This is a genomic window from Pseudomonas sp. 8_5_2, assembly GCF_059295255.1.
This window is the reverse complement of record NZ_CM181238.1, coordinates 1315353-1329969: the sequence shown is the minus strand read 5'-3', so window position 1 is coordinate 1329969 and position 14617 is coordinate 1315353. Positions and strand designations below refer to the sequence as shown.

14 protein-coding genes are annotated in these 14617 nt (G+C 64.9%); 7 read left to right on the top strand and 7 right to left on the bottom strand.

From position 1 onward, the window contains the following. Positions 1 to 7: 7 nt before the first annotated feature. The 6 genes from mazG to AC5O5R_RS06050 all read right to left on the bottom strand — a co-directional run bounded on the left by mazG (position 8) and on the right by AC5O5R_RS06050 (position 7745). The gene (gene mazG, locus AC5O5R_RS06075; RefSeq protein WP_172229551.1) at positions 8 to 841 is read right to left on the bottom strand and encodes a nucleoside triphosphate pyrophosphohydrolase; all 834 of its coding nucleotides are present in this window, start codon (positions 839 to 841) and stop codon (positions 8 to 10) included. 92 nt (positions 842 to 933) lie between these two features. Next, positions 934 to 3174: a GTP diphosphokinase gene (gene relA, locus AC5O5R_RS06070; RefSeq protein ID WP_172229553.1), complete on the bottom strand. Its 2241-nt coding sequence runs from the start codon at positions 3172 to 3174 to the stop codon at positions 934 to 936. Between the two features lie 98 nt (positions 3175 to 3272). After that, positions 3273 to 4631, bottom strand: coding sequence for a 23S rRNA (uracil(1939)-C(5))-methyltransferase RlmD (rlmD, locus tag AC5O5R_RS06065; RefSeq protein WP_172287300.1), 1359 nt, complete (start codon positions 4629 to 4631; stop codon positions 3273 to 3275). Then, complete coding sequence (gene cysM, locus AC5O5R_RS06060; protein ID WP_172224625.1) at positions 4632 to 5531, bottom strand: cysteine synthase CysM; 900 nt, start codon at positions 5529 to 5531, stop codon at positions 4632 to 4634. Positions 5532 to 5660: 129 nt separating this feature from the next. Further along, positions 5661 to 7022, bottom strand: coding sequence for a sensor histidine kinase (locus AC5O5R_RS06055; RefSeq protein ID WP_172224622.1), 1362 nt, complete (start codon positions 7020 to 7022; stop codon positions 5661 to 5663). Positions 7023 to 7025: 3 nt separating this feature from the next. Next, positions 7026 to 7745, bottom strand: a complete 720-nt coding sequence (locus AC5O5R_RS06050; protein WP_172224619.1) for a response regulator transcription factor — start codon at positions 7743 to 7745, stop codon at positions 7026 to 7028. 193 nt (positions 7746 to 7938) lie between these two features. On the opposite strand from AC5O5R_RS06050, the gene AC5O5R_RS06045 reads away from it, so the two are divergent. The 4 genes from AC5O5R_RS06045 to AC5O5R_RS06030 are packed head-to-tail and all read left to right on the top strand — an operon-like array spanning position 7939 to position 12580. Next, the gene (locus tag AC5O5R_RS06045; RefSeq protein ID WP_494515091.1) at positions 7939 to 10692 is read left to right on the top strand and encodes a response regulator; all 2754 of its coding nucleotides are present in this window, start codon (positions 7939 to 7941) and stop codon (positions 10690 to 10692) included. 28 nt (positions 10693 to 10720) lie between these two features. Next, on the top strand, positions 10721 to 11710 hold the full coding sequence (locus tag AC5O5R_RS06040; protein ID WP_172224613.1) for a 2-hydroxyacid dehydrogenase: 990 nt from the start codon (positions 10721 to 10723) through the stop codon (positions 11708 to 11710). A 31-nt stretch (positions 11711 to 11741) separates the two neighbouring features. Next, positions 11742 to 12179 (top strand): hypothetical protein, encoded by a 438-nt coding sequence (locus AC5O5R_RS06035; RefSeq protein WP_172224610.1) that lies wholly within the window; start codon positions 11742 to 11744, stop codon positions 12177 to 12179. Further along, positions 12176 to 12580, top strand: a complete 405-nt coding sequence (locus AC5O5R_RS06030; protein WP_172224607.1) for an META domain-containing protein — start codon at positions 12176 to 12178, stop codon at positions 12578 to 12580. The genes AC5O5R_RS06035 and AC5O5R_RS06030 overlap by 4 nt, the downstream gene beginning before the upstream one ends. Positions 12581 to 12703: 123 nt before the next feature. Here the strand turns inward: AC5O5R_RS06030 and AC5O5R_RS06025 are convergent, their stop codons facing one another. Next, complete coding sequence (locus AC5O5R_RS06025) at positions 12704 to 13168, bottom strand: peroxiredoxin family protein (RefSeq protein ID WP_172224604.1); 465 nt, start codon at positions 13166 to 13168, stop codon at positions 12704 to 12706. Positions 13169 to 13253: 85 nt separating this feature from the next. Between AC5O5R_RS06025 and arsC the strand changes: the two genes are divergently transcribed. Genes arsC through AC5O5R_RS06010 form a run of 3 tightly spaced genes read left to right on the top strand, consistent with a single transcriptional unit; the run spans position 13254 to position 14615 of the window. Beyond that, complete coding sequence (arsC, locus tag AC5O5R_RS06020; RefSeq protein ID WP_172224601.1) at positions 13254 to 13607, top strand: arsenate reductase (glutaredoxin); 354 nt, start codon at positions 13254 to 13256, stop codon at positions 13605 to 13607. Beyond that, positions 13604 to 14209: an NAD(P)H:quinone oxidoreductase gene (gene wrbA / locus AC5O5R_RS06015; protein ID WP_172224597.1), complete on the top strand. Its 606-nt coding sequence runs from the start codon at positions 13604 to 13606 to the stop codon at positions 14207 to 14209. Before arsC ends, wrbA begins: the two co-directional genes overlap by 4 nt. Then, positions 14202 to 14615 (top strand): DUF2069 domain-containing protein, encoded by a 414-nt coding sequence (locus tag AC5O5R_RS06010; protein ID WP_172224595.1) that lies wholly within the window; start codon positions 14202 to 14204, stop codon positions 14613 to 14615. The genes wrbA and AC5O5R_RS06010 overlap by 8 nt, the downstream gene beginning before the upstream one ends. Positions 14616 to 14617: the final 2 nt, after the last annotated feature.

The window sequence follows — 14617 nt, the reverse complement described above, 5'->3', positions numbered from 1 at the left end:
CAACAGCTCAGCCGCAGCTGGGCAGGTTCTTTTCCTGACGTTTGGCTTCACCCCAAAGGGCGTCCAGCTCGTCAAGGCTACAATCTTCAATGGGGCGGCCACTGTCGCGCAATGCCTGTTCGATAAAGCGAAAACGCCGCTCGAACTTGCGGTTGGCGCGGCGTAGGGCATTTTCCGGGTCCTGCTTGAGGTGCCTGGCCAGGTTGACGGCGGCAAACAGCAGGTCACCGACTTCATCTTCCAACGCATCGGCGTCGCCATCGGCCATGGCCTGAAGCACTTCATCCAGCTCTTCGCGCACCTTGTCCAGCACCGGCAAGGCCGCTGGCCAGTCGAAGCCGACCGTGGCCGCGCGTTTTTGCAGTTTGGCTGCCCGCGACAGCGCCGGCAAGGCTGCCGGCACATCGTCGAGCAGCGAGAGCTGTTCGGGCTGGCTTTTTTCGGCGCGTTCTTCGGCCTTGATCTCTTCCCAGCGTGACTTGACCTGGGCTTCGCTCAGGCTGGGGGTATCCACCGGGGCGTAGAGCTCGCCGGTGGGGAAGACATGCGGATGGCGGCGGATGAGTTTGCGGGTGATGCTGTCGACCACGCCATCAAACTCGAAACGCCCCTCCTCCCGGGCCAGCTGGCTGTAGTAGACCACCTGAAACAACAAGTCGCCCAACTCGCCCTGCAGGTGCTCGAAATCGCCGCGTTCGATGGTGTCGGCGACTTCGTAGGCCTCTTCGATGGTATGCGGGACGATGCTCGCGTAGTTCTGCTTCAGGTCCCATGGGCAGCCGTATTGCGGGTCGCGCAGGCGGGCCATGAGGTGCAGCAGGTCGTCGAGGGTGTAGGTCATTCAGGCAGGTCCTTCGGTGGTGGCTTCTTCGCGGGTGAACCTGCTCCCACAGGTGCGGGAGCGGGTTTACCGGCAAAGCAGGCGCCGCGGTCTCAAGGGGTACGGTTACGCCGCGTCTCGATGATGTTCGGCAGCTGCGAGATCCGCCCCAGCAGGCGCCCAAGGGCGTCCAGGCCCGGAATCTCGATGGTCAACGACATCAGCGCGGTGTTGTCTTCCTTGTTCGAGCGGGTGTTCACCGCCAGCACGTTGATCTTCTCGTTCAGCAGTACCTGCGACACGTCGCGCAGCAGGCCGGGGCGGTCGTAGGCGCGGATGACGATGTCGACCGGGTAGGTCTGCACCGGAATCGGCCCCCAGCTGACCTGGATCATGCGCTCCGGCTCCTTGCCGGCCAGCTGCAGTACCGAGGCGCAGTCCTGGCGGTGAATGCTCACGCCGCGGCCCTGGGTGATGTAGCCGACAATGGCGTCGCCGGGCAGCGGCTGGCAGCAGCCGGCCATTTGCGTGAGCAGGTTGCCAACACCCTGGATCTGGATGTCGCCACGCTTGCCGGTACGCGGCCCGGTGGGCTTGCGCGGTACCAGTTCGATCTGCTCGATGCGGTCGGGCTCCAGCAACTGCTGGGCGGCATTGACCAGGTGGGCAAGGCGCAGGTCGCCGGCGCCGAGCGAGGCGAACATGTCCTCGGCGGTCTTGACGTTGGTCTTTTCGGCCAGGCGCTCGAAGTCCACCTGCGGCAGGCCCAGCCGGCTGAGCTCGCGCTCGAGCAAGGTCTTGCCGGCGGCGACGTTCTGGTCGCGCGCCTGCAGCTTGAACCAGTGCACGATCTTGGCCCGCGCCCGCGAGGTGGTGACATAACCCAGGTTGGAGTTCAACCAGTCACGGCTGGGGTTGCCGTGCTTGCTGGTGATGATCTCCACCTGCTCGCCAGTCTGCAGGCTGTAATTGAGCGGCACGATGCGCCCGTTGATCTTGGCGCCGCGGCAGTTGTGACCGATCTCGGTGTGCACGCGGTAGGCGAAGTCCAGCGGCGTGGCCCCCTTGGGCAAGTCGATGGCGTGGCCGTCCGGGGTAAACACATAGACCCGGTCCGGCTCGATGTCGACCCGCAGCTGCTCGGCCAGGCCACCGATGTCGCCCAGCTCCTCGTGCCATTCCAGCACCTGGCGCAGCCAGGAGATCTTTTCTTCGTAATGGTTGGAGCTGGGCTTGACGTCGGTGCCCTTGTAGCGCCAGTGCGCGCACACCCCCAGCTCCGCTTCTTCGTGCATGCCGTGGGTGCGGATCTGCACCTCCAGCACCTTGCCCTCGGGGCCGATCACTGCGGTGTGCAGCGAGCGGTAGCCGTTCTCCTTGGGGTTGGCGATGTAGTCGTCGAACTCCTTGGGGATATGCCGCCACAGGGTGTGCACGATGCCCAGCGCGGTGTAGCAGTCGCGGATTTCCGGGACCAGCACGCGCACGGCGCGCACATCGTAGATCTGGCTGAATTCCAGGCCTTTGCGCTGCATCTTGCGCCAGATCGAATAGATGTGTTTCGCCCGGCCGCTGATGTCGGCATTGACGCCGGTGGCCAGCAGCTCGTTCTGCAGCTGGTTCATCACATCGCTGATGAAGCGCTCGCGGTCCAGCCGGCGCTCGTGCAGCAGCTTGGCGATCTGCTTGTACTGGTCGGGTTCGAGGTAGCGGAAGGACAGGTCTTCCAGCTCCCACTTGATGTGACCAATACCCAGGCGGTGCGCCAGCGGCGCATAGATGTCGAACACCTCGCGTGCGACACGCAGGCGCTTCTCGTCGTCAGCAGCCTTGACCGCGCGGATCGCACAGGTGCGCTCGGCCAGCTTGATCAGGGCCACGCGCACGTCGTCGACCATGGCCACGAGCATCTTGCGCAAGTTCTCGACCTGCGCCTGCGAGCCCAGCACCAGCGACTGCCGTGGGCTGAGGCTGGCGCTGATGGCGGCCATGCGCAGCACGCCGTCGATCAGCTTGGACACCACCGGGCCAAACCGTTGGCTGACCTCGGCCAGGGTGACCTTGCCCTCGCGCACCGAGCGGTAGATGACGGCTGCCACCAGGGAGTCCTGGTCGAGCTTGAGGTCGGCGAGAATTTCGGCGATTTCCAGCCCCGCCTGGAAGCTGGACGTACCGTCCGCCCAGGAATGCTTGGCCGGGTTACCTTTTTTCTCCACCTCATGGGCAAACTCGCAGGCTTCTTTCAGCGCTGCGCGATCCAGTGCTGAATCGACGCTTACCACATGGTCCAGCCATGCTTCGAGATTGATACTGCCGTCAGTATTGACCGGCTGGTGCACTCTCACCTGTACCATCTTTTTTTTACCTTTCCATACAGCGCAGCACTAATGGATGCGCTGGCGATCACCGTGCGGCCGCCATTCCCTGGAAGCCGCACCAAGGGGCCAGTCAGCTAGCCCGCTTCGAATAACGCCATGGCCTCGACATGTGCCGTTTGAGGAAACATGTCGAGAATCCCGGCCCTTTTTAACCGGTACCCCTGGCCGACCAGCACCTGGGCGTCTCGCGCCAGCGTGGCCGGGTTGCACGATACATAGACCAGCCTGCTGGCCTTGAGGCGGGCGATGCCTTGCACCACCTCGAACGCACCGTCGCGCGGTGGATCCAAGAGTACCGCAGAAAAGCCCTCGGCGGCCCATCCGGCGCCTGCCAAAGGCTGCGATAAATCGGCCTGAAAAAACCGTGCGTTATGCACATTGTTGTTCCGGGCATTGGCTGCAGCGCGATCAACCATCGCCTGCACACCTTCCACTGCCACCACCTCGCGAGCCTGTCGGGCCAGCGGCAGGGCAAAGTTGCCCAGGCCGCAGAACAGGTCCAGCACGCGCTCCTCGGCCTGCGGTGCAAGCCAGGCCAGTGCCTGCTCGATCATCGCGGTGTTGACCTGCGCATTCACCTGCACGAAGTCGCCCGGGCGCCAGGCCAGCTCCAGCTGCCACGGCGCCAGGGTAAAGCCGAGTTGCGCCGTCGGGTCGACCGGCGCGGGCTCACCTTCGCCTTGCAGCCACAACTGGGCATTGGCCTGCTCGCAAAACGCCTGCAGCTTGGCCAGATCGTCTGCCGGCAGCGGTGCAACATGGCGCACCAATAGCGCCTCGGCGGTGCCACTGAACAATTCCACATGGCCCAGCGCCTGCGGTTTGCCCAGCGAGCGAAGTACGGTCGGCAAGTGGCGCAGAATCGACTGCAAGGGCTGTACCAGCACCGCGCAGTCGTCGATGGCGATGATGTCCTGGCTGGCTTCGGCGCGGAAGCCGACCTCAAGCTGACGCGCCTTGACGTCCCAGCGCACGGCCACCCGGGCCCGGCGCCGGTAGCCGAATTCCGGCCCGCTCAGCGGCGCGGCCCATTCCTCTGGCTGTACCCCGGCTACCCGCTGCAGCTGTTCGGCCAGCGTGCGCTGCTTCAGCGCCAGCTGCGCCTCGTGTGGCAGGTGCTGCACGTTGCAGCCGCCGCAGCGGTCGTAGTAGCGGCACGGTGCTTCACGGCGCTCGGGACTGGCCTGCAGCAAGCGCTCCAGGCGCGCCTCGACCACTTTGCCGCGGGCATTGAGCACCCGCGCCTCCACGGCCTCACCGGCCAGGGCGCCACTGACGAACCAGGTACGCCCCTCGACAAAGGCGATGCCACGGCCATCACCAGCCAGGCGCTCGATTTCCAGGCGCTGTTTCTTGCCCACGGGGACCTGGGCGCTGCGGTTGCCGCCGGCTGGCTGGAAGCGCAGGCCGCTGTTGCTTTTTTTCTTGGACATTTAGCTCGGATCGAACAGGCCGGTGGACAGGTAACGGTCGCCACGGTCGCAGATGATCGCGACCATCGTGGCATTTTCCACTTCGCGGGACAGGCGCAGCATGGCTGCAACCGCACCACCAGAGGACACACCGCAGAAAATGCCCTCTTCACGGGCAAGGCGGCGGGTGGTGTCTTCGGCTTCCTGCTGCGACATGTCGACCACACGGTCGACGCGGGTGGCGTCGAAAATCTTTGGCAGGTACTCCTCGGGCCAGCGGCGGATGCCCGGAATGGCCGAGCCTTCCATCGGCTGCAGGCCGATGATCTGCACAGCGGGGTTCTGCTCCTTCAGGTACTGCGAGCAGCCCATGATGGTGCCGGTGGTGCCCATGGAGCTGACAAAGTGGGTAATGCTGCCCTGGGTCTGCTGCCAGATCTCGGGGCCGGTGCTGTTGTAGTGGGCGATCGGGTTGTCGCCGTTGGCGAACTGGTCGAGGACCATGCCGCGGCCTTCGGCCTGCAGCTTCTCGGCCAGGTCACGGGCGCCTTCCATGCCCTCCTCCTTGGTCACCAGGATCAGCTCGGCACCATAAGCGGTCATGGCAGCCTTGCGTTCGGCGGTGGAGTTGTCGGGCATGATCAGGATCATCTTGTAACCCTTGATCGCCGCCGCCATCGCCAGGGCGATACCGGTATTGCCGGAGGTAGCCTCGATCAGCGTATCGCCGGGCTTGATCTGGCCGCGCAGCTCGGCGCGGGTGATCATCGACAGCGCCGGGCGGTCTTTTACCGAGCCGGCAGGATTGTTACCTTCGAGCTTGAGCAGGAGGGTATTGCTGGTTTCGCCAGCGATGCGCTGCAGGCGAACCAGAGGCGTATTGCCGACGCAATCGGCGATGGTTGGGTACTGCAAGGTCATGGCGTGTTTCACAATCCGGACGGCAGGGGCGCCTATCATACCGGCAAACCCTTCCGGGCCATATCACGCAATCTGTGGTGCATATAGCTACAAGCTATATAAGCCTGATTTGAATGGAATGATTGCCGTCTAGGCCGCTGCGGCGGCCGGCGCATGTAGCGGCAACCTCATCCACAGCCGCAGCCCGCGCTTGCCGTTCTGCGCCCACAGGGTCCCGCCCTGGCGCTGGATGGCACTGCGGGCGATGCTCAGCCCCAGCCCGAAGCCACCGTCCCCGGGCCGTGAACCGTCCAGCCGTGAGAACGGCGCAAAGATCCGCTCCAGGTCATCCTCGGCCACGCCACCGCCTTCATCCTCCAGCCACAGCCACCAGTAACCACCTTCGCGCTGCCCGCCCAGGCGCACCAGGCCACAGGCCGGCGAATGACGGATGGCATTGCGCAACATGTTCTCCAGCGCCTGGGCCAGGTGGTTGAGGTTGCCCTCCACCCAGCAATCGGCCGGCACCTCGCAACGCAGGCGCACAGGCGACCAGCCGCTCTCGTAGCTGGCGTTTTCGGCCAGCAGTTCCCACAGTGCGTGGACCTCGATCGGCTCCAGGTTCATCGGCGCACGTTCGGCGTCCTGCCAGGCCAGCTGCAAGGTGTCCTCGACCAGTTGCTGCATGCAGTCCACTTCACGGGTCAGGCGCTCGCGCAGGCGCTGCAGGTCGGTTTCGCCATCGCAGGCTACCCGCAGCCGGCTCAGCGGCGTGCGCATTTCGTGGGACAAGTCGCGCAGCAACTGCTGCTGCATGGCCACCGTACCCTGCAGCCGCTCGGCCATCTGGTCAAAGGCGCGGGCCAGTTCCCCCAGCTCGTCATGCCGGGCAATGGTGCGCGAGTCGAGGCGTGCCGACAGCTGATCGGCGCGCCAGGCATTGGCCTGCTCGCGCAACTGGTTCAGCGGCACGATCAACATGCGATACAGGCCCACGCACAGCATCAAGGTGAACAGCCCGGGGATGATGCCGTTGGTGACAATGCGCCACAGCAACCGGTGCTGGTCCGGGTTGAACCGCTGCGGCAGTTCGATCACCAGCATGCCCTGCTCCGGCGCCCCCGGGAACGGTATGCGCACCCATGGCTGGTTGACGCTGCGCCGGCTCATGGGCCAGTCGACCCCGCGCAGGCGTGTCAGTCGCTGCATGATCTGCGGGTTCAGGGTGGCACTGTCGAGCGGCCGCAAGTTCAGATCAAGCACACCCACCCAACCCCGTTCGCGCTGGTGCATCGTCGTCACCCAGCGGTCCAGCCCTGTGCGCCCCCCGGTGCGCCAGGCCTGCTCGGCCTCGCCAGCGTAGCCACGCAACGCCTGCCGCGCAGGCTCCGACAGGAAGGCGTTCTGGGTTTCCATGTGCCGGCCCCAGGTGTAGCTGAGGCCGATCATCAGCAGGCAGAAGCCCACCAGCAGGATGGCCAGCTTCCAGAACAGCGAATGGCGGTCGAGCATGCCTCACTCCACCTCGCTGGCGCTGAGCACGTAGCCCTTGCCCCATACCGTGCGAATCTGCCGTTCGTGATAGCCGATGCCCTTGAGCTTGCGACGGATCTGGCTGACGTGCATGTCCAGGCTGCGGTCATGCCGCGAATAGCCACGCTGCAGCACTTGCTGATACAGGAAAGGCTTGCTCAGGACGTCGTCGAGGTTGCGGTTGAGGATGTCGAACAGGCGGAATTCGCTGGGGGTAAGGCCTGCCAGGCGGCCATCCAGGCGCACGTCGCACAGCCCCTCGTCGAATTGCAGTTCGCCACAGCCGGCCTGCTCCTGCGGGGCCTGGTGGCGACGCTCCAGCGCCACGCGGCGCAGGATTGCCTCGATGCGCACCCGCAGCTCGGCCATGCTGAACGGCTTGGGCAGGTAATCGTCGGCACCCCGCTGGAAGCCGCTGATGCGGTCTGCCTCGGCGCCCAGCGCCGACATCAGGATCACCGGCGTGGCGCTGCGCGTGCGCAACTGTGCCAGCGCGTCCAGGCCGTTGAGCCCGGGCAGCAGAATATCCATGAGCACCACATCGAACACCTGGCGCCCTGCTGTTTCCAGGCCCTCCAGGCCGTTGCGGCACCAGGTCACCTGAAAACCGCCACGCTGCAATTCTTCATGCAGGTAGGCGCCAAGCACCGGATCATCCTCGATGGCAAGGATGCTGGAGTTGTAAATAGTTACAGGATTCATTGGCAACTGCCATTTATTCTCAATTGCGCGATTATTGAGCATCTAACGCCTGCCAGGCAACCGCCCTGCGACCAATGCCCCTGCAGCGGCGCAAAACACCTACTAAAGAGGTGCAATAGCATCGCAGCCGGAGTAACTTGCCGGCTTGGCCGTCAGCGCTTGACGGCATCCAGGCACATCACAGGAGGCGAGTGTGCTCGATCGCTTGGGAATCCGCAGCCGCGTGTTGTTGCTGGCCCTGCTGCCAGCGGGCCTGATGGCCCTGGTGCTGGGCAGCTACTTTATCTGGTTGCAACAGAACGACCTGCGTACCCAGCTGCTGCAGCGGGGCAAGATGATCGCCGAGCAACTGGCGCCGCTGGCCGCGCCTGCCATGGCCCGACTGGCCCCGGCGCAACTGGAGCGCATCGCCGCGCAAACCCTCGAGCAAACTGATGTGCGCGCAGTTGCCTTCCTTGCCCCGGACCGCACGCGCCTGGCCCACGCCGGCCCCAGCATGCTCAACCAGCCACCCAGCGGCGGCACCGGCACCCAGCTGCTGCAGCGCAGCGGCAATGACGCCACCCGCTACCTGATGCCGGTGTTCGGCCACCACCGCGACCTGGCCACCGATGCCGTACCGGCCGAAGCCGAACGCCTGCTGGGCTGGGTCGAGATAGAGCTGTCGCACGACGGCACGCTGCTGCGCGGGTACCGCAACCTGTTCACCAGCCTGTTGCTGATCCTCGCCTGCATGGTGCTCAGCGGCCTGCTGGCGCTGCGCATGAGCCGCACCATCAACGACCCTATCGAGCGCATCAAGCACGCGGTCAACCAGCTCAAGGACGGCCACCTGGAAGAACGTCTGCCCGCCATGGGCAGCCACGAGCTGGACGAGCTGGGGCGCGGCATCAACCGCATGGCCGAAACCCTGCACAACGCCCACGAGGAGCTACAGCACAGCATCGACCAGGCCACCGAGGACGTGCGCCAGAACCTGGAAACCATCGAGATCCAGAACATCGAGCTGGACATGGCGCGCAAGGAGGCGCTGGAGGCCAGCCGCATCAAGTCGGAGTTCCTGGCCAACATGAGCCACGAAATCCGCACCCCGCTCAACGGTATCCTCGGCTTTACCCACCTGTTGCAGAAAAGCGAGATGAGCCCGCGCCAGCTGGACTACCTGAGCACCATCGAAAAGTCTGCCGACAACCTGCTGGGCATCATCAACGAGATCCTCGACTTCTCCAAGATCGAGGCCGGCAAGCTGGTCCTCGACAGTATCCCGTTCAACCTGCGCGACCTGATCCAGGACACCCTGACCATCCTCGCCCCGGCCGCCCACGCCAAACAGCTGGAGCTGCTCAGCCTGATCTACCGCGATACGCCCTCGTCGCTGGTCGGCGACCCGCTGCGGCTGAAGCAGATCCTTACCAACCTGGTCAGCAACGCCATCAAGTTCACCCGCGAAGGCACCATCGTCGTGCGTGCCATGCTCGAAGACGAACACGAAGACTACGCCCAGCTGCGCATCAGCGTGCAGGACACCGGTATCGGCCTGTCGCCACAAGATGTGCGCACGCTGTTCCAGGCGTTCAGCCAGGCCGACAACTCGCTGGCCCGCCAGCCTGGCGGTACCGGGCTGGGGCTGGTGATTTCCAAGCGCCTGATCGAGCAGATGGGTGGCGAAATTGGCGTCGACAGCACCCCGGGCGAAGGCTCGCAATTCTGGATCAGCCTCAACCTGCCCAAGGCCCACGACGATATCGAGGAACTGCCGCTGCAGCCGCTGCTGGGCCGCCGTGCTGCCATCGTCGACGGCCACGAGCTGGCGCGCCAGGCGCTGGAGCACCAGCTGGAAGACTGCGGCCTCAGCGTCAGCCTGTTCGCCACCTACGACCAGCTGCTGCAAGCGGTGCAGGCCGCCAGCCAGGCTGGCCAGCCGTTCGAGCTGGCCGTGCTCGGGGCCAACCTGGGCAACCTGTCGCCCGAACAACTGGGCAAATACCACCAGCAGCTCGAGCGCAACCAGTGCCAGTGCGTAGTGTTGTGCCCGACCACCGAGCAGGCGCTGTACCACCCTTACCTGCCCAACGGCCACGGCCAGTTGCTGTCCAAGCCGACCTGCACGCGCAAGCTGCGCCGCCTGCTGCTGGAACTGGTACAACCGCGCCGACCGCTGGGCGAGGCCAGCAGCGCCATTGGTCAGCGCCAGCCGAGGATCCTCTGCGTCGATGACAATGCCGCCAACCTGCTGCTGGTGCAGACGCTTCTTGAAGACCTGGGTGCCGAGGTGCTGGCAGTCGACAACGGATATGCCGCGGTACAGGCCGTGCAGGGCGAGCCGTTCGATCTGGTGCTGATGGACGTGCAGATGCCGGGCATGGACGGGCGCGCCTGCACCGAACAGATCCGTCAGTGGGAAAACACCCAAAGCGGCAACCCGCTGCCGATCGTCGCGCTCACCGCGCATGCCATGGCCAACGAAAAACGCGCCTTGCTGCACGGCGGCATGGACGATTACCTGACCAAGCCGATCAGCGAGCGGCAACTGGCCCAGGTGGTGATGAAGTGGACCGGCCTCAGCCTTGGCATGCCGCAGCAATTGCAGGCCGAGCAACTGGTCAATGGCGACGAACTGAAGGTGCTGGACGCTGAGGAAGGCCTGCGCCTGGCGGCTGGCAAAGCCGATCTGGCGGCCGACATGCTGAGCATGCTGCTGGCCTCGCTGGATGCCGACCGCGAAGCCATCCGCAGCGCCCGCGACGCTGATGACCGCGACGGCCTGATCGAACAGGTACACCGCCTGAACGGTGCCTCGCGCTATTGCGGCGTACCGCAATTGCGCGCGGCCTGCCAGCGCAGCGAGACCTTGCTCAAGCAGGAGAGCCCGCTGGTGCAACAGGCCCTGGATGAGCTGGATGCGGCAATCAATCGCCTGGCCGCACAGGCCCGCCTGAGCGCCTGAAATCGAGCAATGATCAAGGAGCCCCACCATGCGCGCATTGTTATTCAGCAGCCAGCACTATGATCAGGAAAGCTTCACCCGCGCCGCCATCGGCAGCAGCCTGGAGCTGCATTTCCAACCCGCCCGCCTGACCCTCGACACCGCCGCGCTGGCGAGCGGCTACGGAGTCGTCTGCGCGTTCATCAACGACGAGCTCGACGCCGGGGTGCTGCAGCGCCTGGCCGAAGGAGGCACACGCCTGATCGCGCTGCGTTCGGCCGGCTACAACCACGTCGACCTGGCCGCCGCCGAGCGTCTGGGCCTGGCGGTAGTACGCGTGCCGGCATACTCGCCACACGCAGTGGCCGAGCACGCCGTGGCACTGATCCTGGCCTTGAACCGGCGCCTGCATCGGGCCTACAACCGCACCCGCGAAGGTGACTTCACCCTGCACGGGCTGACCGGCTTCGACCTGCACGGCAAAACCGTCGGTGTGGTCGGCACCGGCCAGATCGGCGTCGCGTTCGCCCGTATCATGGCCGGTTTCGGCTGCCAGTTGCTGGCCTACGACCCCTACCCCAACCCAGAGCTGCTGGCCATGGGGGCGCGCTACCTGACATTGCCCGAGCTACTGCGCGAAGCGCGCATCATCAGCCTGCATTGCCCGTTGACCGAGCACACCCGGCACCTGATCAACGCGCACAGCCTGGCGCAACTACAGCCCGGCGCCATGCTGATCAACACCGGCCGCGGCGCACTGGTCGACACCCCGGCACTGATCGACGCGCTAAAAAGCGGCCAGCTCGGCTACCTGGGCCTGGACGTCTATGAAGAAGAAGCACAGCTGTTCTTCGAGGACCGCTCCGACTTGCCGCTGCAGGACGATGTGCTGGCCCGCCTGCTGACGTTCCCCAACGTGATCATCACCGCCCACCAGGCCTTTCTCACCCGCGAGGCGCTGGATGCCATTGCCGCGACCACGCTGGACAACATCAGCCGCTGGGCGGCAGGCAATCCGCAGAATCAGGTCTCGGGTTAATGCTAGGATACGCGGCATTTCTGGAGGACCCATGGTCGAGCACGATTTCCGCTACACCCTTTTCAACCCGCAACACACCCTGATCGAGTGCCGTGCACTGGTGCCGGGCCGCTACCAGGTCACCGGCAACGGTGGCTCGATGCACAAAGGCGATACCCTGCTGGTCACCCTCAAAGGCAGCAAGGACTTGTCCATGCGCCTGACCGTGGAGAGCGTGCGCCACCTGATCAATCCGCGCGGCCAATGGGTTGCCGTGGCCAGCGGCCCGCTGTTCAACGAGCTGGAAATCCTCAGCTGGCAGGTCGAGTGCGACAGCTGCGACGCCGTGCTGGACTTCGAGTTTGCGGTCGACGCCAAGCTGGGCAAGAAAGCCCGCCAGCCAGCCGCCAGCGCGCGTATCGCCGAGCTGGGCTGGGCCAGCCGTGGTGAAAAGCACCTGTGCCCGCGTTGCCAGGAGAGCGCCGAGTGAAGAATCTGCTGACCGGCGCGCTGATTGCCACCGGCCTGCTCGGCTGCGCCGCAGAACCATCCAAGCTGCAACAGGAGCGCAGCTACGTGCTGGAATGGATTGGCGAACGCCCGCTGATCGATTACAGCCACCTGACGCTAACCCTGGCCAGCGACGGCCGTGCCTATGGCAACGGCGGCTGCAACCACTGGTTTGCGCCCTACACGCTGGACGGCAAGCACCTGAGCTTCGGCAAGGTCGGCAAGACCCGCAAGCTGTGCGCGCCGGCGTTGATGGAGCAGGAGAAGCGCTTCCTGCAGGCGCTTGAGACCGTGCAGCGCTGGGATGTGTCGCCGGTGGAGCAGATGCGCTTATGGCCGGCCGAGGGCAAGCCGCTGCGCTTCTGGCCTGAAGAAGGCTGAAGCGCCAACCTGTACCGGCCTCATCGCCGGCAAGCCGGCTCCCACAAGTACAACGCAGGTTTCAAATGCTGTGCGGTCCTGTGGGAGCTGGCTTGCCGGCGACAGGGCCGGCACAGGCGAACATCAGGCGCCTTTCAGGGCCTTGATCTTGGCCTGCAACCCTTCCAGGGTCTGCTCACCCATCAGTTGCTCACGCACCTTGCCCTTGTCGTCAATGATGTAAGTGACCGGCAGCGCCTCGCTGCGAGGCAGGTCATAGCGCTCGGCCGGGTCCTGGGCCAGCACGGTGAAGCCGATGCCCAGGGTTTCCGCGGCCTGCTTCAGGTCCTGCCCTTGCAAGCCGTCGAAGTTCACCCCCACCACCTTGACGCCGTCGGCAGCCCACTGCTTGGCCGCGCTGTTCAGTTCAGGGATTTCGGTACGGCACGGCCCGCACCATTCTGCCCAGTAGTTGAGCACCAGCCAGTGCCCTTCGATCTGCTCGGCCTTAACCGTATTACCGTGCTGGTCCACGCCATAATCGGCACCGCAACCACCGAGCAACAAGCTCGCGGTGATGGCCAGTACTGCTGCCAGACGCCTTGCCATGGGTCAATCCTTCTCGAGTTTTAAAGCAAATGGGTCAGTCGCTGCGGTTAGAATAGCCGCCACACCCTGCTGGATGCGACCCGACATGACCGACCTGACGCTCTATCATAACCCGCGCTGCTCGAAATCCCGCGGCGCGCTGGAACTGCTCGAAGCCCGCGGCCTGGCGCCGACCATCGTGCGCTACCTCGAGACCCCGCCCGACGCCGCTACCCTCAAGGCCCTGCTCGGCAAGCTGGGCATCGCCCCACGCCAACTGCTGCGCACTGGCGAGGACGAGTACAAAACCCTCAACCTGGCCGACCCGGCGCTGACCGATACGCAACTGATCGAAGCCATGGCCCAACACCCCAAGCTGATCGAACGGCCGATCCTGGTTGCCGGTGACAAGGCCGTGGTCGGTCGCCCGCCAGAAAAAGTGCTGGAGATCCTGCCGTGAGCGCGCCCTTCATCCTGGTGCTGTATTACAGCCGCCATGGTTCGACCAGCGAAATGGCCCGGCACATTGCCCGCGGCGTCGAACTGGCCGGCATGGAGGCGCGGCTGCGTACGGTGCCGGCGATATCCACCGAATGCGAAGCGGTGGCCCCGGACATCCCGGCCAGTGGCGCGCTGTACGCCACCCTGGACGACCTGCGCCACTGCGCCGGGCTGGTACTGGGCAGCCCTACCCGCTTCGGCAACATGGCGGCGCCGCTCAAATACTTCCTCGATGGCACCAGCAGCTTGTGGCTGGGCGGTGAGCTGGTCGGCAAACCGGCTGGCGTGTTCACCTCCACCGCCAGCCTGCACGGCGGCCAGGAAACCACCTTGCTGTCGATGATGCTGCCGCTGATGCACCACGGCATGCTGGTGATGGGCCTGCCCTACAGCGAATCGGCGCTGCTGGACACCCGTGGCGGCGGCACGCCTTATGGCGCCAGCCATCATGCGGGCGCCGATGGCAAGCGTGAACTCGACCCACATGAAATCGCCCTGTGCCGCGCCCTTGGGCAACGCCTGGCGACCACCGCCAAAGCCCTGGAGGCCGCGCGTGGCTAAACAGCCCAAGGTGTTGCCGCCACTGGATTGGCTGGCACCGCGCCTGCGCCTGACGCGGGCGCTGAGCCTTGCGTTGTTCCTTGGCCTGATCGCCCTGCTACTGGTGAACAACCTGTGGTTCGCGAACCTGCATGGGGCACGGGTCGAAGTGATCCTGGCCATCGAGTTGGTACCGCTGCTGCTGTTGCTGCCAGGCATGCTGTCGGGCAGCGCCCGGGCACATGCCTGGACCTGCTTCGTGGTGAATATTTATTTCATCAAGGGCGTGCTGGCAGCGTTCGACCCAGCGCGGGCGGTGTTTGGCTGGCTTGAGGTGCTGGTCAGCCTGGGGCTGTTCATTGCCGGGCTGCTGTATGTGCGCTGGAAGTTCCAGCATGAGCGGCGCATCGCGGGCGAAGGCAGTTGAAT